The following is a 19745-nucleotide window of genomic DNA, read 5'->3' on the forward strand; positions in this document are numbered from 1 at the left end:
GTGCGGCAACGGGTACTGCAGGCCACGATCATCACCGTGGTCCTCGCGGTGCTGCTGCTGGGCATCCCGCTGGGCTGGTCCTGGATGCAGCTGGCGAAGCAGAGGCTCTCCGACGAGGCCAGCGACATCCTCGACGACGTCCGGGTCGCCACCGACGCGCGGCTGAGTGAGGGCAGGCCGTTGGAGGAGGCGCTGCTGCAGCGCATCGTCGACGAGCAGACGGATCTGAACATCGCCATCTCGGTCACCACGCGCGACGGCGACACGATCACGGCGGGCGATCCCCCCGGCGACGACCCGCTCGAGGTCCGCGTCGGCGGCTCCGAGCAGCAGGACATCGTGGTGTCCGTCCCGCAGTCCGATGTGCGCGCGCACACCGCGAGCGACTGGGTGATCATCGTCGTCGCCGGGCTCTCGGCCCTCTCGGTGGGCGCCTCCGTCGCCCTGTGGCAGGCGCAGCGGATCTCGATGCCTTTGGCCCGGCTGAACCGGCGGGCGGAGGAGATGGGCTCCGGCCGTGCCCGCGGACCGTGGAACCCCTCGGGGATCGCCGAGATCGACGACGTCGCCGAGGAGCTGATCCGTTCCGGCGCGATGCTCACCGATCGCCTGGAAGCGGAGAGCCAGCTCGCCTCCAACGCGTCCCACCAGCTGCGCACCCCGCTGACCGCGCTGTCCATGCGGCTGGACGAGATCCTCGCGACCAGCTCCGAAGAGTGGGTGCGCGAGGAGGCGCGGATCTCCCTGGAGCAGATCGACCGCCTCACCGAGGTGGTCCACGACCTCATCAACGCCCCGCGCTCCTCGCAGAACCGCACCCCCGGCGTGGTCGAGCTGCGTTCGGTGCTCACCCAGCAGAGCGAGGAATGGTCACCCGCCTACCGCCGCGCCCATCGTGAGCTGCGCATCCAGGTGCCGAGCAGCGCGGCCGTCTGGGGATCGACCGGCCCGCTCACGCAGGTCGTCGCCACCCTCATCGAGAACGCGCTCATGCACGGCGAGGGTCGCACCACCGTGAAGGTGCGGCGCAACGAGCACTCCACGGTGGTCGAGGTGACCGACGAGGGCGGTGGCATCGACCCCGAGCTCGGCGCGCGGATCTTCGAGCGCTCCATCTCCGGACGCAGCTCCTCGGGCACCGGAGTCGGCCTGGCCCTGGCCCGCACCCTGGTCGAGGACGACGGCGGACGCCTCGAGCTGCTCACCGAGACGCCGGCGACCTTCGGCGTGTTCCTCATCTCCGCCCCCGGCGAGGACGACGCCGATCCGGAGACCGTCGAGGACCCGTCCGGCGAGCAGGACGACGACCTCGAGAACCTCCCGCAGGGGTCCGTGGTCCGGCGCCGCCCGCGCTCGCGGACCTGATCCTCGTACACTGACCGGCGTGTCGAAGCCCCCGCAGCCTCCCGGTCCCTCCGCTCCTCCCGCCGCCGACGCGCCCCACGGGGCTCGCCGGGTCGGCATCATCGGCGCCGGTCAGCTGGCCCGCATGATGCTGGGCCCCGCCATCGAGCTGGGCCTGACCGCTCCCGTGCTCGCCACCTCCCGCGAGGAGAGCGCCGCGGCCGTCGCCGGCCAGGTGCACCTGGGACGTCACGACGACGAGCAGGCAGTGCGCACGCTCGCCGGCGAGGTGGACGTGCTCACCTTCGACCACGAGCACGTGCCCGCCGCGATCCTCGAACCGATCGGCGCCGAGAGCCTGGCCGCCGTGCGACCGGGGCCCGCCGCCCTCGCCCACGCCCAGGACAAGCTGGTCATGCGCGAACGCCTGACCGCGCTGGGCCATCCCTGCCCGCGCTGGTGGCGGGTCGGCAGCCGCGCGGACCTCGCCGAGGCGCTCGAGCGGACCGGGGGCCGCCTGGTGGTCAAGACCCCGCGGGGTGGCTACGACGCCCACGGCGTGCGGGTCCTCGACGCCGCCGACCAGGCCGACGACTGGCTGTCGGAGCACGGCCAGCTGCTCGCCGAGGAGCTGGTCCCCTTCACCCGGGAGCTGTCCGCCCAGGTGGCGCGCCGTCCCGGCGGCGAGGCGGTCGCGTACCCCGTCGTGCAGTCGCTCCAGAAGGACGGCGTCTGCTACGAGGTCGTCGCCCCGGCCCCCGGCCTCGACGAGTCCGCCCAGCAGCGCATCCAGGCCCTGGCCCTCGCGATCGCCGAGGATCTCGAGGTGGTCGGGATGCTCGCCGTCGAGCTGTTCGAGACCGCCGACGGCGAGGTCAGCGTCAACGAGCTCGCGATGCGCCCGCACAACACCGGCCACTGGTCCATGGACGGCGCCGTGACCGGGCAGTTCGAGCAGCATCTGCGCGCCGTGGCCGATCTGCCGTTGGGTGCCACCACCCCCCGGGGCCCGGTCGCGGTGATGGTGAACCTGCTCGGCGGCGCCGCCGAGGACCTCGCCCCGGGCGCCCACGCCGCCCTCGCCGCCGACCCGGAGCTGAAGGTCCACCTGTACGGCAAGTCCGTGCGTCCGGGCCGCAAGATCGGCCATGTCACCCTGGTGGGCGAGGACGCGGGGGACCTGCTCGCGCGCGCCCACCGCGCCGAGCGCCTCATCGTCGACGGCCCCGCCACCGCAGCGCCCGCAGACGGCACGACGAAGGAGACCCGATGACCGAGACCGCGTCCAGCCCCCTGGTGGGCATCGTCATGGGCTCCGACTCCGACCACCCGGTGATGAAGGCGGCGGAGGAGGCACTCGCCGAGTTCGGCATCGAGGCCGAGGTCGACGTCGTCTCCGCCCACCGGATGCCCGAGGACATGATCACCTGGGGCCGCTCCGCCGCCGAGCGCGGCCTGCGCGTCGTCATCGCCGGTGCCGGGGGAGCGGCGCACCTGCCCGGGATGCTCGCCTCCCTCACCCCGCTGCCCGTGATCGGCGTGCCCGTGCCCCTGAAGCACCTCGACGGCATGGACTCCCTGCTCTCGATCGTGCAGATGCCCGCCGGGGTGCCGGTGGCGACCGTCTCGATCGGCGGGGCCCGCAACGCCGGCCTGCTGGCCGCCCGGATCCTGTCCGCCGGAGGCGACGAACAGGCCGAGCGTCTCCGGGAGCGCATGGTCGCCTTCCAGTCCGAGCTGCGGGAGATCGCCGTGCGCAAGGGGGAGACCCTCCGCGCCCAGCGCTGAGATCCCGCCCATGGACCGATCGCCCGCCCGCCCACCGGTCCGGATCGCCTGGCTGGACCTCGCGCGGGCGATCTCGATCCTGCTGGTGGTGCTCTACCACGTGGCGGTCTCGGCGGGCCCCGAGCTGCTCGGCGGCAGCGGGTCGCCGGCGGCCAGGTGGTGGACCGGCGTGAACGTCGCGCTCATCCCGCTGCGGATGCCGCTGTTCTTCCTCGTCGCCGGGGCCCTGGCCACCCGGGCCGTCCAGCGTCCCTGGCGGGCCGTGCTGCGGCCCCGAGTGCTCGATCTGCTGTGGCCGTATCTGCTGTGGTGCCTGCTGTTCGCCGTCACCGGCTGGCCGCGCTACGCCCCCGCCGATCCCCTCGGCTTCCTCGCGGGAGAGGTCACCGGCATGCTGGTGATCGGCTCCCCGTACTGGTTCATCGCCGTGCTGCCGCTGTTCTTCGTCCTCGCTCGGCCAGGACGGCGCCGGCCGGCGGTGACCGTGGCCCTCGCCCTCGCGGCCTATCTCCTGGCCCCCGTCCTGCAGGCGTGGATGGTCACCGCCGGCACGGATCCGGACCTCGCCTACGGGGTCTTCCAGGTCACCGACAACGCCCTGTGGTATCTCCTCGGAGTCGTGCTGCACGGGGCTCTGCTGCGCGCCGGCGATCGGGTGCGTGCCCTCCCGGGCCTCCTCACGGGCACGGCGCTGCTACTCGTCTTCGGCATGCTGGCCGCCGCCGTCCTGCGCAGCGAGGCACCGCTCGCCGTGGTGCGGCTGCTCGAGCTCGCCGCCTCGCTGACGGGGCTGGCCGCTGCCGTCCGCCTGATCCCGCTGCTGGCCCGCCGGGGCGCTCTCGCCCGCCTCGGCGCCCATCTCGGCAGCCGCACCCTGGTGATCTACCTCGTCCACCCCGTCCTGCTCAACGTCGGTGTCGTGCTGTGGATGCGCGTGGGCGCCGACGACCTCATCACGACCGTCGCCCGGGAGCTGCTCCTGATCCCCGTCCTCGCGGCGCTCGCCGTGCTCGGCTCCCTCGCCCTCGACCGGGCCCTCGCGCGGTGGGGGCCCGGCTGGTTGCTCGCGGCGCCGGGAGCCGGACGCTCCCGCCGGGAGATGCCACCCCGTGGGGCGGCGTCCGGCCCGCCGGTGGGGGCCGGCCCGTCGGCAGGGCGGTCCGATCGACCCGGTCCCTCGCGGTATCGTCGCAGTCATGAGTGAGACACCCGCTTACCGGGTCGCCCCCGGTGCCGACATCTCGGAGGACGCGACCATCGGGGACGGGAGCTCGATCTGGCATCTCGCCCAGGTGAGGGAGGGGGCCCACCTCGGCACGAACTGCATCGTCGGCCGTGGAGCGTACATCGGCAGCGGTGTGCGCATGGGCGACGGCTGCAAGATCCAGAACCACGCGCTGGTCTACGAGCCCGCCGAGCTCGCCGACGGCGTCTTCGTCGGCCCCGCGGCGGTCTTCACCAACGACCACTTCCCGCGTGCGGTCAATCCCGACCTCACCCCCAAGTCGCCCTCCGACTGGGACGCCGTCGGCGTGACCTGCGAGACCGGCGCCTCGATCGGTGCCCGCGCGGTCTGCGTGGCACCGCTGAGGATCGGCGCCTGGGCGATGGTCGCCGCCGGGGCCACGGTGGTCAAGGACGTACCCCCGCACGCCCTCGTGGCAGGGGTCCCCGCCCGTCGCCTGGCCTGGGTGGGCCGCTCCGGCGAGAAGCTGGTCCCCGCGTCCGACGGCACCGACGCCTGGGTGTGTCCCGCCACCGGCGAGTGGTACATCCCCGACGACTCCACCGGCGGGCTCCTGCTCGCCTCCTCCCCGCTGGCCGGCGCCCCGCGCCCGGCCGAGCTCACCGACCCCGACGAACAGGATGGAACGTCCGCATGAACAGTGAACGAACGATGATCCCTCCGGCGAAGCCGATCATCGGGCAGGACGAGCGGGACGCGGTCGATCGCGTGCTGGCCTCGGGGATGGTGGCGCAGGGCCCGGAGGTCGCGGCCTTCGAGCAGGAGTTCTCGGCGGCCCTGGCGGGCGGCCGGGAGGTGGTCGCCGTCAACTCGGGCACCTCCGGGCAGCACCTGGGGATGCTGGGGCTGGGCCTGGGGGCCGGCGGCGAGGTGATCGTGCCCTCGTTCACCTTCGCGGCGACGGCGAACTCGGTGGCGGTGTGCGGAGGCACGCCGGTGTTCGTGGACGTGGACCCGGAGACCTTCACGGTCGATCCCGCGGCGATCGAGGCCGCGATCACCGAGCGTACGGTCGGGATCCAGCCGGTGCATCTGTACGGGCATCCGGCAGAGATGGACCGGATCTGTGCGATCGCCGAGGCGCATGGGCTGTGGGTGTTCGAGGACGCGGCGCAGGCGCACGGGGCGTCCTGGCAGGGCTCGCCGGTGGGCACCTTCGGCGACGGGGCGATGTACTCGCTGTACCCGACGAAGAACATGACCTCCGGCGAGGGCGGCATGGTCGCCTGCGGCACGGCGGAGCTGGCGCGGCAGGTGCGGTTGCTGCGGAACCAGGGGATGGAGACGCAGTACGCGAACGAGGTCGCGGGCTACAACAACCGCATGACCGACATCCACGCGGCGATCGGCCGGGTCCAGCTCGGCAAGCTGCCGGCCTGGACCACGACCCGGCAGCAGAACGCGGCCTACTTCGACGCGCACCTGCGCGGCGTGGTGGCGCCCGTGGTGCGGGAGGCCGCGAGCCACGTGTACCACCAGTACACGGTGCGGATCGAAGGCGCCTCGGCGGCGGAGCGGGACGCCTTCGCGACCGCACTGCGCGAGGAGCACCAGGTGGGATGCGGCGTGTACTACCCGACGCCGGTGCACCGCCTGGCGACGTTCCGGGTGGAGCGGGACCTGCCGGTCACCGAGATGCTGGCCCGCGAGGTGCTGTCGCTGCCGGTGCATCCGAGCATCTCCGCGGAGGACAGGGAGCGGATCGTGGAGGCTGTGAACACCGTGGCGAGAGCGGGGGCGTGAGCGTGACGAGGACTCTGCGGGCCGGACTGATCGGTCTGGGCATGATGGGCCGCCATCACGCCCGCAATCTGCAGGCGCTCGAGGGCGTCGAGCTGGTGGCGGTGGCCGATGCCCACGGCGACCCCCACGGGGCGGCGCCCGGCTTTGACGTGCTGCCGGACGTCGAGGCGCTGATCGCTGCGGGAATCGACTACGCGGTGGTGGCGGTGCCCACCCAGTTCCACCGGAACGTGGCGCTGACCCTGGCCGGCGCCGGGGTGCACTGCATCGTCGAGAAGCCGCTGGCCTTCGACATCAGCGAGGCCGAGGAGATCACCGCCGCCTTCGAGCGGGCCGGCCTGGTCGGCGCGGTGGGCTACATCGAGCGCTACAACCCGGCGCTGCAGGAGATGCGGCGGCGCATCGCCGACGGTCAGCTCGGTGAGATCTACCAGATCGTCACCCGTCGGCAGGGCGGCTTCCCGGCGCGGATCGCCGACGTCGGCGTGGTCAAGGACCTCGCCACCCACGATCTCGACCTCACCGCCTGGGTCGCGCAGTCGCAGTTCGCCGACGTGGCCGCGACCTCGACCCGACGCAGCGGCCGCAGCGACGAGGACATGGTCTCGATCACCGGTCGACTCGAGGACGGGACCATCACCAACCACCTGGTGAACTGGCTGTCCCCCTTCAAGGAGCGCGTCACCGTGGTGACCGGGGAGAAGGGCGCCCTGGTCGGGGACACCGTCAACGCTGATCTCACCTTCCACGCCAACGCCCAGGCAACCACCAACCTGTGGGAGTCCATGGCCTCGTTCCGCGGCGTCAGTGAGGGCGACTCCATCACCTACTCGCTCCAGCGCAAGGAGCCATTGGCCACCGAGCACGAGGCGTTCCGCGACGCGATCCTCGGCGACAGCTCGAACATCGTCACCATGCGCGAGGGCCTGCACACCGTCCGCACCGTGGAGGGAGTCCTCCAGTCCGCCCGGGACCGCAGCGTCGTCCACCTCGACGGACCCGCCACCGGTGGCTGACCTCTGGCCGCTGCTCGATCGCGCGGTCCGCGCGGGATCGCGGTTCGCGCGTCGCCTGCCCGGCACGGTCGGAGGAATGGGGATCTACTTCTCGGCGCGGCACCGCCTGGCCGCCGACCCCGAGCGCACCGACTGGCGCGAGGACGTCGACGCGCTGCTCGCGCGCGCCGACCGCAGTCTGGCCCGCGGCCGGATCGCGGCCGGGCTGCGCTGGTACGACAAGGCCCTGCGCATCAGCTACGACCCCTCCCTGCACCAGGCCGGCAGCTCGCCGCTGGCGGCCGACCCGGTCACCTTCCTGCGGGCGCTGCGGGACTGCGCGACCGGGACGATCATGCTGCGTTCCGCCGTGCCCGCGGCCAGCGTCCCCGAGCGACCCGCGCCCCGGCCCGACGGCGACCGCACCCACCTGCTCGTCATCGCCCAGGAGAACTGGACCTTCATCCGGCCGCTGCTGGACGCCCTGCGTGCGACGGGGCGGTTCGAGATCCGCGAGATCGAGGTCGACGCGCTGCCGGACGCCGGCTTCCCGGACCGTGACCGGATCCTGCGCGGCCGCTACGACCTCGTGACGACCGGGGTGCGGATGCCGACCCCGCCCGGGGTGGCCGACGGGTACGACTGGGCCGACGTGGTGCTGGTCGAGTGGAGCCACCACGTGCTGACCTGGGTGACGCTGCTGGACCGGGCGCCGCGGGCCCTGATGGCCCGATTCCACCGCTTCGAGGCGTTCACCCCCTTCGCGCTGTTGCACGACCACGCCCGCCTCGACCGGTTGCTGTACGTCGCGCCGCCGGTGTGGAACCTGGCCCGGGCCGCCGCCCCCGGGTTCGCCGACGTGCAGGCCGTGCAGGTGGGGAACCTGCTCGCGCGCGGTCTCGGCCCGGCTCCCGGCGAGGAGCGGGACCGGCACCTGCTGGTGCAGGTCGGCTGGCGGCGCGAGGTCAAGGACGTGCTGTTCACCCTCGAGGTCCTCACCCGGCTGCGCACCCACGATCCGCGCTACCGCCTGCGCCTCATCGGGCCCGGCCTGGCCGCCCCCACGGCCGCCGAGAGCTCCTACCATCGCCGGGTGCGCGCCCGCCTGGCCGCGCTCGGCCCCGAGGTGGTCGAGCAGCTCGGCCGGCGCGAGGACGTTCCCGCCCTGCTCGCCGAGTCCGGGCTGATCATCTCCTCCTCCCGCCACGAGGGGACCCATGAATCGATCATGGAGGGGCTGGCCGCCGGGTGCCCGGCCGTCATCCGCGACTGGCCCGACGCCGCGGACTACGGGGGACCGGGGACGTTGTACGGCAGCGACTGGGTGGTGACGGACGTCGAGGCCGCTGTGCAGAGGGTGCTCGAGGTCACCGCCGCCGAGCGCTACCCGGCGGCCGCCCGGGAGGCCCGGGAGTTCGCGCTCGCGCACCGGGACCCGGAGACCGTGGTCGCCGCGTACGAGCGGGCGCTGAGCGCGGACCCCGCCGCCGCATGAGGGAACCCGTCCCTGCCGCCGGAGGGGGAGAGCGCCGATGAACTGGCTCCTGCCCGTGCTCGGCGCCTGGGCCCTGCTCGCCGTTCCCGGCCTGGTGCTGCTGTGGGCCGTCGGGGCACGGGTGAGCCTGCGGTGGGGAGTCGCGCCCGTCCTCACCGTCCTGCTCGTCGTGCTGCTGGGTGCCGTGTTCCACCTGCTGCGCATCCCCTGGGGCCTGGGGGCCGTGCTGCTCGGGGTCGCGGTCATCTGCTCGCTCGCCCTGCTGCTTCGACGCCGCCTCGACCGGAGCACCGGGCCGGGCCGACGCGGCACGACCGCGGCCGCCGCGGAGGACGCCGAGGTGGGCGGGGGCGAGGTCGCACCTCGTCTCCGGGTCCTCGACCTCGGTCCGGACGGCCCGCCCTGGGCCGGCGCGGCGGTCACCGCCGTCGCGGTGCTCGGCGGGATGCTGGTCGTCGCCGCCGCGTCCCGGCGGATGGGCGGGATCTCGACGCTGAACGGCAGCTACGACTCCTTCTTCCACCTCTCGGCGATCGCGACCATCCGCGACGGCGGCGACGCCTTCCTCACCACCGCCCTGGAGGAGATCTACGGCAGCGCGACCTACTATCCCGTGGTCTTCGACTCCCTTGCCGCGCTGCTGCCGCTGGACGCCGTGAGCGCGGCGAACGCCCTGATGCTCGCGCTGCTGGCCGCCCTGCCCTCGGCCGTCGCGGCGCTGGTCGCGACTCTCGCCCCCCGCGGACGCACCGCGGGGGTGCTGGCGGCGCTGGCGGCCCTCGCCTCCACCCTGTTCCTGAGCGCCCCCGCCATGGCGCTGGTCATGGGGCTGTGGCCGGTCGTGCTCGGGGTTCTCTGCCTGCCCCTCGCGATCGCCTCCGCGATCCGCCTGGTCGACCGTCGCCACGGATCGCTCACTGTCCCGAGCGCCGCCGGTCACGGCGCCGTCTTGCTCGGCACCGCTCTCGCCCACCCCTCGATGCTGTTCTCTGTCGCGGTCGTGGCAGGGCTCCTGATCCTGGTCAGCGGCCTGCACCGGATCCGCGACGGCCAGCGCCGGCGAGGGCTGGTCCAGGTGGCCCTCGCCCTGACCGCGGCGGCGGCGTTCGTCATCGTCTCCGGGACGCTCCTCGGCGGCATGCATCTGACGCGGCCCAGCGCGCAGGGACCGGGAGAGGTGCTGGGGGAGATCCTCGTCGACTCCCCGCGCATCCCGGCGATCGCCGCACCGTTCTGGCCTCTCGCGATGATCTGGCTGCTGGCGGTGCTCGGGACGATCGCCGCTCTGCGGGGACGCGAGGTGGTCGGGACCACGGCCGCCCTCGGCGTGCTCGCCGCGATCGTGCTGGGTGTGTCCACCCAGATCGACCATCCGCTCACGATCGCCCTGGTCAATCCCTGGTACGGGGCCCGAGAGCGGATAGCGCCGCTGATGATGTGCCTGCTGCTGGTGCTGATGGCCCGTGGCATGGCGGCCCTGATCGGGGCCGGCGGGGGACGGGCGCGCTCCCTGCTCGCTCCGGCGGCGGTGGCGCTCGTGCTGGTCACCGTCCTCGCCGGGACGCTCGTCCCCGGGAGGTGGCCGCTGATGGGCTCGCTCGCCTACACCGCCTACGGTCTGCAGCTGTCCCCCTACGTCACGCCCGCGGAGCGCGCGTTCATCGAGCGCACCGCCGCCGAGCTGCCCGCGGACGCGGTGGTCCTCGCCGATCCCCTGGACGGGGCTCCGCTGTACTGGTCCGTGGGCGGAGCGGAGACCGTGTTCCCCACCCTGTCGCGGCCGCTGACCCCGGACACCGCCCTGATCGCGCGCTACGCCCCGCGGGTCGATGATCCGTCGGCGGATTCTCACGACCGGATCTGCGCGGCGGTGGAGCGGGTGGGGCCGACGCACCTGTACCGCGACACCTCGGAGCACTCGGGGGAGCGGATGAACCCGGAGGTCTCGGCCCGGTGGAGTGGCGTCCACGACATCCCCCCGCACCGGCTGACCCTCCTCGCGCAGGATGGACCGTACGCTCTGTACGAGCTGGATCTCGCATGCTGAGCCGAGCCCTCGCCGCGCATCCGCCGGGGGACCGCCTCGGCGGACGAGGACCGACGACCGAGGAGAACACCACGTGAAGCAGACCATCCGGATCGTCCGACGCACCCTGTCGGTGCTGCCCCGGGACTCCCGGCGCTTCCTGGTGACCTTCGGCGCCGTCATGAGCGTGCTGGCGCTGCTGGACGTCGTCGCCCTCGGCGCGATCGCGCTGGTGATCCCGGCCCTCATGAGCCCGGGCACCGCCGTGACCATCCCGGTGCTCGGCTGGCGGCTGCAGAGCTTCGAGGAGATGATGGTCCTGGTCGCGGCCTTCGTCGGACTGATCATCGTCAAGAGCTTCCTGAACCTGCTCACGATCCGCATCGCCACCCAGCGCTTCGCGCAGCACGAGGTCGCGATCGGCCAGAGGCTCCTGCGCTCCTACCTGTCCGCCTCGTGGGTGGACCGCACCTCGAAGTCGACCCAGGAGATCATCCGGATGGTCGACTCCGGGGTCGCCGCCGTGGTGGCGAACGTGCTCATGCCCTCCATGACGGTGGTCGCGGAGTTCGCCACCATCTCCGTGATGAGCATCGGCCTGCTGATCCTGGACTGGAAGATCGCCCTGGCCACCTTCGCCTACCTGGGCCTCATCGCCCTGATCCTCTCGCGCGTGATCACCCCCCGGGCGGTGACCAACGGCGCCAGCAACCGTGACAACTCGATCCAGGTGGTGCGGCTGCTCGGCGAGGTCCTCGCCTCCCTCAAGGAACTGACGCTCAAGGGCAACGAGGGCGAGGTCACCGACATCGTCGCCGAGCGCCGCGCGAAGGCCTCCCGCACCCGGGCCTTCGCCCAGTACTACAACCAGATGCCCCGCTTCGTCCTGGACGCCGGGATGGTCGGCGGCTTCGTGGTGGTCGGTGGCGTCGGCTACCTCTCCGGCCTGCCGGACGACGGCGCCACCTCCGCGATGACCTCGGTCGCGCTCTTCGCCGTGGCCGGCTTCCGCCTGGTGCCCTCCCTGACCCGGTTCCAGTCCACGCAGAACCGCATCCTCACCAACGCCGCCTTCGCCGACTACATCATCGACGACATCGAGTTCGCCCGCGAGGCCGTCGAGCGCAAGGACCGGCCGGACACCGGCACCCTCGAGCGAGGGCTGCACGACATCGTCCTCGAGGACGTCACCTTCACCTATCCCGGCCGGGACGAGGCCGCGGTCGACGCCGTCTCGCTGCGCATCCCGGCCGGTTCCTCCGTCGCCGTCGTCGGCACCTCCGGGGCCGGCAAGTCGACCCTGGTGGACCTGCTGCTGGGCCTGCTCACCCCGAGCAGCGGCCGCATCCTGATCGGCGGGACCGACATGACCACCGTGCTGCGCCAGTGGCGCTCCTCGGTCGGGTACGTGCCCCAGGAGGTCGCGCTGTTCGACGTCTCCGTCGGCGAGAACGTCGCCCTGACCTGGGACCCGGAGCAGGTCGACGAGGAACGGGTGCGCACCGCCCTGGCCCGCGCGCAGATGCTCGAGGTGATCGAGGCCCGCCCCGACGGCATCCACGGCCGTCTCGGGGAGCGCGGCATGACGCTCTCGGGCGGGCAGCGCCAGCGCATGGGCATCGCCCGCGGGATGTACGCCGAGCCCACCGTGCTGGTGCTCGACGAGGCCACCAGCGCCCTGGACACCAAGACCGAGGCCGCGGTGACCGGATCGATCCAGGATCTCGGCGTCGACGTCACCACCATCACCATCGCGCACCGCCTGGCCACCATCCAGCACTGCGACGTGGTGTTCTACATGTCCGAGGGGCAGGTCGCCGCCTCCGGGACCTTCGACGAGGTGGTCGCCGCCGTGCCGGCCTTCGCCGAGCAGGCCGCCCTCGCCGGGCTCTCCCGCGGCGGCGTGCTGGAGGGGGAGGAGAAATGACCTCCCTGCTCATCGTGTCCTTCTCCACGCTGACCCGGGACCCGCGGGTCCAGCGCCAGATCGATCTGCTGGCCCCGGGGTACGAGGTGACCACGGTCGGCTTCGGCCCGCGACCGCACCCCGAGGTCACCCACGTCGAGCTCCCCTCCGGGACCCGGGCCTGGCCGAGCAGCAGGCAGTACCTGCTGACCGGTCGCTACCGTCGCGCGTACTGGGACATGAGCGCCGTGCGCGCCGCCCGCGAGGCCCTCGCCGACCGGGTCGGGGCCGTGGACATCGTGCTGGCCAACGACGTGAACACCGTGCCGCTCGCGCTCTGGCTCGCCCCCCGTCTCGGCGTGCACGCCGACTTGCACGAGTACGCGCCGCGGGAGAAGGAGCACGTGCTCACCTGGCGCTGGTTCATCGCGCCCTATCAGCGGTGGATCTGCCGCATCTGCCTGCCTGAGGTCGCCTCGGTCACCACCGTGTCCCCGGGGCTCGCCGCCGAGTACACGGCCCGTTTCGGTCTCGACGTGGAGGTCGTGACCAACGCGTCGGCCTACGAGGAGCGCACCCCCCGTCCCACCGGGGAGAGGATCCACCTGCTGCACACCGGCGTGGCCCGGGCGAACCGCCGTCTGGAGTCGATGATCGACGCCCTGCGGGAGGCCCCGGCGTCCTTCACGCTCGATCTCCTCCTGGTGCCCAGCGAGCCCGGGTACATCGAGGCCCTGCGCGAGCGGGCGGCGGACCTGCCCGCGGTGACGTTCCGCGACCCGGTGCCGTACACGGAGCTGGTCTCGACGGTCGCCGAGTACGACCTGTCGATCGTGGTCTTCCCCGCCACCACCTTCAACCTGGAGCACAGCCTGCCCAACAAGCTCTTCGAGGCCGTGCAGGCCCGCACCGCCGTGCTGGTGGGGCCGTCGCCGGACATGGCCGACCTGGTGCGCGAGCACGGCCTCGGGCAGGTGCTCACCGGCGCCGATGCGGGATCGCTGCGCGCGGCGCTGCAGTCGTTGACCCCCGCGGACGTCGATCGGTACAAGCAGGCCGCCGACGCCGCCGCGCGGGAGCTCTCGGCCGAGCACCAGGTCGACACCTGGCAGCGGGCGATCAGGGCGATCGCCGCGCGAGGCTGAGCGGGGCTCAGCGGACCGGGGGCGGGCCGGGGCCCGGCGCCGTCAGGACGCCAGGGCAGCCCGCAGCCGGGGGAGGTGGCGCACCGCCAGGGAGGCCACCATGAAACGCAGCGGCGCCTCCCGGTCCAGCAGGGACGCGGCGCCACGGGTCAGGATCGTGGCCGGGCGGCCGTGCCGCCTGCGGCCCTGGGCCCTGCGCACCAGGATCCGGGCCTCGAGCGCGGGGTCGAGGCAGGCGTCGACCAGGTCGCGGTCCGCCCGCGACAGCGGCGCCAGGCAGCCCGGGGCGCGCAGGATCACCTCTGCGGTGATCTCGGCCAGGTCGGCCCGCTCCTGCGGCGTCCAGATCGCGACGTCCTCGCGGTAGAAGACGGCACCGAAGACGTGGATGCGCAGCAGCTTCACCCCGACAGCGCGCCGGGCGGCGGCGGGAAGCCGCGCGAACCAGTCCGCCTCCAGCAGATCGGGGAAGAAGCCCAGCTGCTCGCGCATAGGACGGACCACATAGGTCACGCGGTCCCCGGCGTCCTCCCCGATCACGTACGGCGGGCCGAAGCGGTCGTAGGCGGTGGCCTGGGTGGCCATCAGAGCGGTGACCATCCCGACGTCGCCGCCGATCCGTGCCCCCTCGACGAGATACCTCCCGGTGGATTCCAGCATCTCGCGCCGCATCAGTCCCAGCGGCGCGGACCGGTAGCTGAGCCGGTCCGCGACCAGGTCGACGAGCCCTCCGCGGCGCATGCGGACCGCCGGTGTGGGCACGCCGGCGGAGTCCTCGCCGAGCGCGAGACGGGTGATGACGAAGTCCGCGCCGGTGCGCTCCTGGACGGCGAGCCACGAGGCCACGGCCCCCGGGGCCAGGGTGTCGTCCGAGCCCATGATCGCCACGAAGCCGGCCTGGCTGGCGCGCATCCCCGCGTTGAACGGTCCCGAGGCGGAGCGGTGCTCGTCGTGGTGCTCGAGGAACCGCACCTGCCCACGATGCTCCGGCCGGACCGCCTCGGCGATCTCCGCCGCAGGCCGGTTGTGGCAGACGACGGTGACCTCGGCGCTCTCCCCGTTGCCCTCGAGCACCGAGGCGACCGCGCGGCCGACGGGGCGAGTGGGCGTGTGGCAGGCGATGATGACGTCGACGGGCCTCATCCGTGGCTCCCGGCGCGCGCGGGGAGCTGCGCGTACTGGGTGCTGTAGCCGCGGCCGACCGTCGCTGCGGAGAAGCGGTCCCCGATGGTGTCGGCGATGGACCGGGCGGACAGCTCACGGGTGCGGGCGTCGACGGCCAGGATCGCCTCGACGTAGGCCGCGGCGTCCTGGACGTCCACCAGCGCGCCGACCTCTGGCCGGACGTACTCGCCCTGGCCCCCGGTGGCCCCGAGGACCACGGGGCGCCCGGCGACGAGGGCCTCGGCCGCCGCGACGAAGAAGTTGTCGGCCCGGGTGGGGCCGAAGAAGAGATCGGCGCGCGCGAGAGCTTCCCGCACCCCGTCGCCGTCGACCGTGCCGGGCAGGGACAGGCGCTCGGCGACCCCCAGTTCGGCGGCGCGGTGGAGGGTCTCCTCCCGCAGGGGACCGTCGCCGAGCCACTCGAGACGGGCGTCGATCCCGCGTTCGGCGAGCTGGGCGAGCACGTCCACGGCCAGCAGCGGGTCTTTGCGGGGGACGAGACCGCCGGTGGAGACCAGGCGCAGGGCGCCGTCGCTGCGCGCGCGACGTGGTGCCACCGGCCCCGGCTCGACGATGCAGGGGACGATGTCGGTGGGGCGGCGCCCGCGCACCGCACGGATCGGCCGGGCGAGGAACTCGCACACCGCCGTCACCCGGTCCGGCCGCGCCAGAACGCGCGCGAGCACCGGCAGGGCGGCGCGCGCCGGAGCAGGCAGCGTCGCGGGAGTGGTCAGCGCCGACCAGTGCTCGGTGTGCAGCCACGGGGCGGCAGGACGACGCAGCATCAGCGGCAGCAGCGCGGAGAACGCCATCGAGTGCACGACGTCGGCGCCCTCCAGCGCCCCGCGCAGCTGCCGGGCCGCGGCGGCGATCCGGTCGGGTCGGCGCGGATCCATCGGGATCCGCAGCACGTCCAGGCCCTCGTGGACCAGGCGCCGGGTGCCGTCGTCGTCGGCCGGCGGCACGAGATGGACCAGCCGCACCTCGTGATCAGCGGCGATGGACAGCGCGTCCCGCACCACGAAGGACCCGCGCGACGGAGCGACGGCGGTCGGGAACCACGTCGTCACGAGTGTGACCCTCATCGGGCGGACCCCCTCGTGCGCAGCACCCGGTGGTAGAGCTCGAGCATCTGCTCCGTCTCGTGCTCCCAGGTGAGCTGCGGGGCCACGGCCCGGGCGCGCTCGCGATAGCTCTCGGGGTCCTCCAGGACGGCCGCCAGCGCCTCCGCGAGATCCTGGGGACTGGAGCCCTGGAACACCTCACCGACCCCGAGCTCCTCGACGACCTGGCGCATGTCGGGCAGGTCGGCCGCGGCGATCGGCAGCCCGGCGCGGATCGACTCGAAGAGCTTGTTGGGCAGCGCGTAGCGGTACGAGAGGCAGATCGGCCGCACGTGGACCACAGCGACGTCGCCGTCGGCCAGCGAGCGGGAGACGTCATCGGGTGCGACGGCCCCCACCAGGTGGACCCGGGAGGCGACCCCCTGGGCCTCGGCCTCGGCCCGCACCAGCTCCAGCGCGGCCTGCTCCCCGTAGCCGAGCAGCACGAAGTGCACGTCCTCGCTCAGGTGGGGGAGCGCGGCGATCGTCTCCTCGATGCCGCGGGCCGTGGTGATCCGACCTCCGTAGGCGATGACGCGGTCCGCGTCGGTCAGCCCCGCGCGATGGCGCAGCACCCCGGTGGAGCGGGACGGCGGGGCGTCGGCGACGGGGACATTGCGCACGAGGGTCGGCTCCTCGGCGAGACGATAGGTGTCGCGCAGCCACGCGGCGATCGACGGCGAGACGGTGATCACGCCGTCCGCCCGGCGGATGCCGATCGACTCGGTCACGATCTCGAGCAGCGGGGCGAGCCAGCGGTCCGAGCGCACGTTGCGGTGGCGCCACAGCTCGTGGGAGTCGTAGACGATGCCGACGTCGCCGCGTGAGAGCGCCCGGATGAGCAGGGCCGGGACCAGGGTGTTGCCGTCGTTGGCGTGGACCACGTCGGGGGCGGAGCGCAGGCCCGCCGCCGTGGCGTTCTTCCAGTAGGTGCCGAGCGCGACGGTGCGGTAGGCGCGCTCGCCGACCCCGCGCAGCGAGCGCAGCAGGCGCGACTTCACACCCGCCAGCGGCGTGGACGGATGCCGGAGCGCCTGCGCCGGCGAAGGGGCGGGGGGCCGGTCGCCGGCGGTGCCCGCCCCGCTGATCAGCCGGCGCCAATGCGGGGCGAGGCCCGGCAGGATCCGCTCGATCGCGAACTCCGGAACGCGCTCGAGGTGCAGCCGCTCGCCCAGGGCGGTGACGCCGGCGTCCCGCCCAAGCTCACGGCGCTCGACAGCGATGATCCGTACTTCGAAGCCCTCCTCGCGCAGCGAGGCGGACTCCTTGAGCACTCGTGAGTCGTTGGCGGCGTCGTTGTACACCAGCACAGCGATCCGTGGGGCCGCCGCACGCCGTCCTGACGTCATCCAAAGTCCATTCCCGAGCGTGTCGCGGGAGATCCCGCGCGCCCGTTCTCGACGGTGTCGTGATGTGCCGTCCGGTGCCGGCGGGTGACTATTGTGGTCACCGCTCACCATACCGTCGACCCGGTCGGCCCCGCCGCGGACCGACCGGTGCCGAGAGGAAGAGATCCGTCCATGAAGATCCTGTCCGTCGTGGGCGCCCGCCCGCAGTTCGTCAAGCTCGCCGCGATCGCCGATGCGGCCGCGCAGCGCGACGACGTCGAGCACGTGATCGTCCACACCGGACAGCACTACGACGCCGCGATGAGCGACGTCTTCTTCGCCGATCTGCGCATCCCCGCCCCGGACGTGAACCTCGCCGTCGGCTCCGGCACCCACGGCCGCCAGACCGGGGCGATGCTCACCGGGATGGACGAGGTGCTCGCGGAGCACCGGCCGGACTGGACCCTGGTCTACGGCGACACCAACTCCACCCTCGCCGGCACCCTCTCCGCGGTGAAGATGCACCTGCGGGTCGCCCATCTCGAGGCGGGGCTGCGCTCCTTCAACCGCCGCATGCCCGAGGAGCACAACCGAGTGCTCACCGATCACGCCGCCGACCTCCTGCTGGCTCCCACCGAGGTGGCACGAGGCCACCTCGCCGCCGAGGGCCTGGCGGAACGGACCCTGGTCACCGGTGACGTCATGACCGACGTCTGCCTGCGCGTGGCCGAGTCCGTGCGGGGCACCGAGCCGGCGCTGCCGGAGGGCATCGACCACTCGGCGCCCTTCGCGGTCGCGACCATCCACCGCGCCGACAACACCGACGACCCCGACCGTCTGCGGGCGATCGTCACGGCTCTGCAGGGCCTGGACGTGCCGCTGGCGCTGTTCGCCCACCCCCGCCTGGTCGCCGCCGCGGAGGCGGCGGGCATCGAGCTGGCCGGCGGCGCCGTCCACGTCGGCGAGCCCGTCGCCTATCCCGACCTGGTCGGCGCCGTGCAGCGCGCGAGCGCCGTGGTTACCGACTCCGGGGGACTGCAGAAGGAGGCCTACCTGCTGGGCACGCCCTGCTCCACGATCCGCACCGAGACCGAATGGGTCGAGACCCTCGAGGACGACTGGAACCGCCTGGTGAGCGACCCGCAGGAGCTGGGCGTCGCCGTGAGCAGGCCGCAGCCGACGGCCGAGCGAGCACCGCACTACGGTGACGGCCGCGCAGCCGCCCGCAGCGTCGACGCCCTGCGCGAGCGCGCCTGATGCCCCGCTCGCGCACCGCCCGTCGCCGTCCCGGACGGCCGCCGCACGTCGTCGTCGCCACCCGCCTGTACACCCCGGAGCCGGTCGCGGCCGCGTTCCGCCAGGAGGCCCTGGTCATCGCACTCGAACGGGCGGGGGCCGAGGTCACTGTCCTGACCACCGCCGCCCCCGGCGCCGGAACGGTCCGCTCTCGATCGCGGAAGGTCTCCCGCTGGCCGGTCAAGCGCGACCACCAGGGGCAGGTGCGCGGGTACCTCTCCTACCTGAGCTTCGACCTCCCGCTCGCGCTGCGGCTGCTGCTCCAGCGCCCCATGGACGCCCTCGTGCTCGAGCCGCCGCCGACCACGGGACTGGTCGGCATGGTCGCCGCCGCCATCCGGCGGGTGCCGTACACCTTCTACGCCGCCGACGTCTGGTCCGACGCGACCGACAGCGTCGACGGCGTGCCCACTCTGGTGCGCTCGGCGGTGCGCCGGGCGGAGACCATCGTGTGGAAGCGCGCCGCCCACGTGCTGACCATCTCGCCGGGGGTCCAGCACCGTCTCGAGGAACTCGTGGGACCACGACCGACCCTGACCATGGTCGGCAACGGCATCGACACCGGGACCTTCACCCCCGCGGGCGAGGACGGCGGGGAGGCGGGACCCTACTTCGTCTACGCCGGCACCGTCTCCGAGTGGCAGGGCGCCGAGGTCTTCGTCGACGCCTTCGCCCGGGTCCGGGCCGCCCACCCCGAGGCGCGCCTGCTGTTTTTCTCCGAGGGGTCGGGCCGCGACGAGCTCGAGGCGCGCGTGCGCGAGCACGGTCTCGAGGGCATCGAGTTCCGGGACAAGATCCCGCCGGCGCAGGTCGCCGCGCACCTGCGCGGCGCCGTGGCGGGCCTGTCCTCGATCACCCCCGGGCAGGGCTACGAGTTCGCCCTGCCCACGAAGATCTACGCCGCCACCGCGACCGGCACCCCCGTGATCCATGCGGGGGCGGGCGCCGCCCATGACCGCATCCGCGACAACCACCTGGGGTGGGCATGCGACCACGAGGTCGGGGAGGTGGCCGGGGCCATGGACTGTGCCCTGCGCGGCGAGGACCGGCCCTCGCGGGAGCACCTGCGCTCCTGGACGCTGGAGAACGCCTCCTTGGCCGGCTGTGCGGCGCAGGCGGCCGCGCAGGTGATGGGGGACCTGCACCGCTGAGGTCGACGCGCTGGG

The 19745-nt window shown here is 73.3% G+C and carries 16 protein-coding genes; 13 read left to right on the forward strand and 3 right to left on the reverse strand.

Annotation, left to right across the window (positions count from 1 at the left end):
- The 11 genes from JOF43_RS17380 to JOF43_RS17430 all read left to right on the forward strand — a co-directional run bounded on the left by JOF43_RS17380 (position 1) and on the right by JOF43_RS17430 (position 13688).
- The gene (locus tag JOF43_RS17380) at positions 1-1365 is read left to right on the forward strand and encodes an ATP-binding protein (RefSeq protein ID WP_209904310.1); all 1365 of its coding nucleotides are present in this window, start codon (positions 1-3) and stop codon (positions 1363-1365) included.
- 124 nt (positions 1366-1489) lie between these two features.
- Positions 1490-2617 (forward strand): 5-(carboxyamino)imidazole ribonucleotide synthase, encoded by a 1128-nt coding sequence (locus JOF43_RS17385; RefSeq protein ID WP_245354769.1) that lies wholly within the window; start codon positions 1490-1492, stop codon positions 2615-2617.
- Positions 2614-3132 carry a 5-(carboxyamino)imidazole ribonucleotide mutase gene (gene purE / locus JOF43_RS17390; protein WP_209904314.1) on the forward strand — a complete coding sequence of 173 codons (519 nt, stop codon included), beginning with the start codon at positions 2614-2616 and terminating at the stop codon, positions 3130-3132. The genes JOF43_RS17385 and purE overlap by 4 nt, the downstream gene beginning before the upstream one ends.
- A gap of 10 nt (positions 3133-3142) precedes the next feature.
- A complete protein-coding gene (locus tag JOF43_RS17395; protein ID WP_209904316.1) occupies positions 3143-4336 on the forward strand; it encodes an acyltransferase family protein in 1194 nt (397 codons plus the stop codon).
- Positions 4329-5015 (forward strand): acyltransferase, encoded by a 687-nt coding sequence (locus tag JOF43_RS17400; protein ID WP_209904317.1) that lies wholly within the window; start codon positions 4329-4331, stop codon positions 5013-5015. The genes JOF43_RS17395 and JOF43_RS17400 overlap by 8 nt, the downstream gene beginning before the upstream one ends.
- The gene (locus JOF43_RS17405) at positions 5012-6121 is read left to right on the forward strand and encodes a DegT/DnrJ/EryC1/StrS family aminotransferase (RefSeq protein ID WP_209904318.1); all 1110 of its coding nucleotides are present in this window, start codon (positions 5012-5014) and stop codon (positions 6119-6121) included. The genes JOF43_RS17400 and JOF43_RS17405 overlap by 4 nt, the downstream gene beginning before the upstream one ends.
- Before the next feature lie 2 nt (positions 6122-6123).
- On the forward strand, positions 6124-7137 hold the full coding sequence (locus JOF43_RS17410) for a Gfo/Idh/MocA family protein (protein WP_209905377.1): 1014 nt from the start codon (positions 6124-6126) through the stop codon (positions 7135-7137).
- On the forward strand, positions 7130-8611 hold the full coding sequence (locus tag JOF43_RS23200; RefSeq protein WP_209904319.1) for a glycosyltransferase: 1482 nt from the start codon (positions 7130-7132) through the stop codon (positions 8609-8611). Before JOF43_RS17410 ends, JOF43_RS23200 begins: the two co-directional genes overlap by 8 nt.
- Before the next feature lie 37 nt (positions 8612-8648).
- On the forward strand, positions 8649-10658 hold the full coding sequence (locus tag JOF43_RS17420; protein WP_209904320.1) for a DUF6541 family protein: 2010 nt from the start codon (positions 8649-8651) through the stop codon (positions 10656-10658).
- 73 nt (positions 10659-10731) lie between these two features.
- Positions 10732-12564 carry an ABC transporter ATP-binding protein gene (locus JOF43_RS17425; RefSeq protein WP_209904321.1) on the forward strand — a complete coding sequence of 611 codons (1833 nt, stop codon included), beginning with the start codon at positions 10732-10734 and terminating at the stop codon, positions 12562-12564.
- Positions 12561-13688 carry a glycosyltransferase gene (locus tag JOF43_RS17430; protein WP_209904322.1) on the forward strand — a complete coding sequence of 376 codons (1128 nt, stop codon included), beginning with the start codon at positions 12561-12563 and terminating at the stop codon, positions 13686-13688. The genes JOF43_RS17425 and JOF43_RS17430 overlap by 4 nt, the downstream gene beginning before the upstream one ends.
- A gap of 42 nt (positions 13689-13730) precedes the next feature.
- On the opposite strand, the gene JOF43_RS17435 is transcribed toward JOF43_RS17430, so the two are convergent.
- The 3 genes from JOF43_RS17435 to JOF43_RS17445 are packed head-to-tail and all read right to left on the reverse strand — an operon-like array spanning position 13731 to position 17304.
- The gene (locus JOF43_RS17435) at positions 13731-14831 is read right to left on the reverse strand and encodes a glycosyltransferase (protein ID WP_209904323.1); all 1101 of its coding nucleotides are present in this window, start codon (positions 14829-14831) and stop codon (positions 13731-13733) included.
- Positions 14828-15937 carry a glycosyltransferase family 4 protein gene (locus JOF43_RS17440; RefSeq protein ID WP_209904324.1) on the reverse strand — a complete coding sequence of 370 codons (1110 nt, stop codon included), beginning with the start codon at positions 15935-15937 and terminating at the stop codon, positions 14828-14830. Before JOF43_RS17440 ends, JOF43_RS17435 begins: the two co-directional genes overlap by 4 nt.
- Positions 15934-17304, reverse strand: a complete 1371-nt coding sequence (locus JOF43_RS17445) for a glycosyltransferase (protein WP_209904325.1) — start codon at positions 17302-17304, stop codon at positions 15934-15936. Before JOF43_RS17445 ends, JOF43_RS17440 begins: the two co-directional genes overlap by 4 nt.
- 171 nt (positions 17305-17475) lie before the next feature.
- Here JOF43_RS17445 and wecB point away from each other — a divergent pair, with 171 nt between their 5' ends.
- Both wecB and JOF43_RS17455 read left to right on the forward strand, forming a co-directional pair.
- Positions 17476-18540 (forward strand): non-hydrolyzing UDP-N-acetylglucosamine 2-epimerase, encoded by a 1065-nt coding sequence (wecB, locus tag JOF43_RS17450; protein WP_209904326.1) that lies wholly within the window; start codon positions 17476-17478, stop codon positions 18538-18540.
- Positions 18540-19730, forward strand: a complete 1191-nt coding sequence (locus tag JOF43_RS17455) for a glycosyltransferase (protein ID WP_209904327.1) — start codon at positions 18540-18542, stop codon at positions 19728-19730. The genes wecB and JOF43_RS17455 overlap by 1 nt, the downstream gene beginning before the upstream one ends.
- Positions 19731-19745 lie beyond the last annotated feature (15 nt).

The sequence above is a fragment of the Brachybacterium sacelli genome, assembly GCF_017876545.1.
GTDB lineage: Bacteria > Actinomycetota > Actinomycetes > Actinomycetales > Dermabacteraceae > Brachybacterium > Brachybacterium sacelli.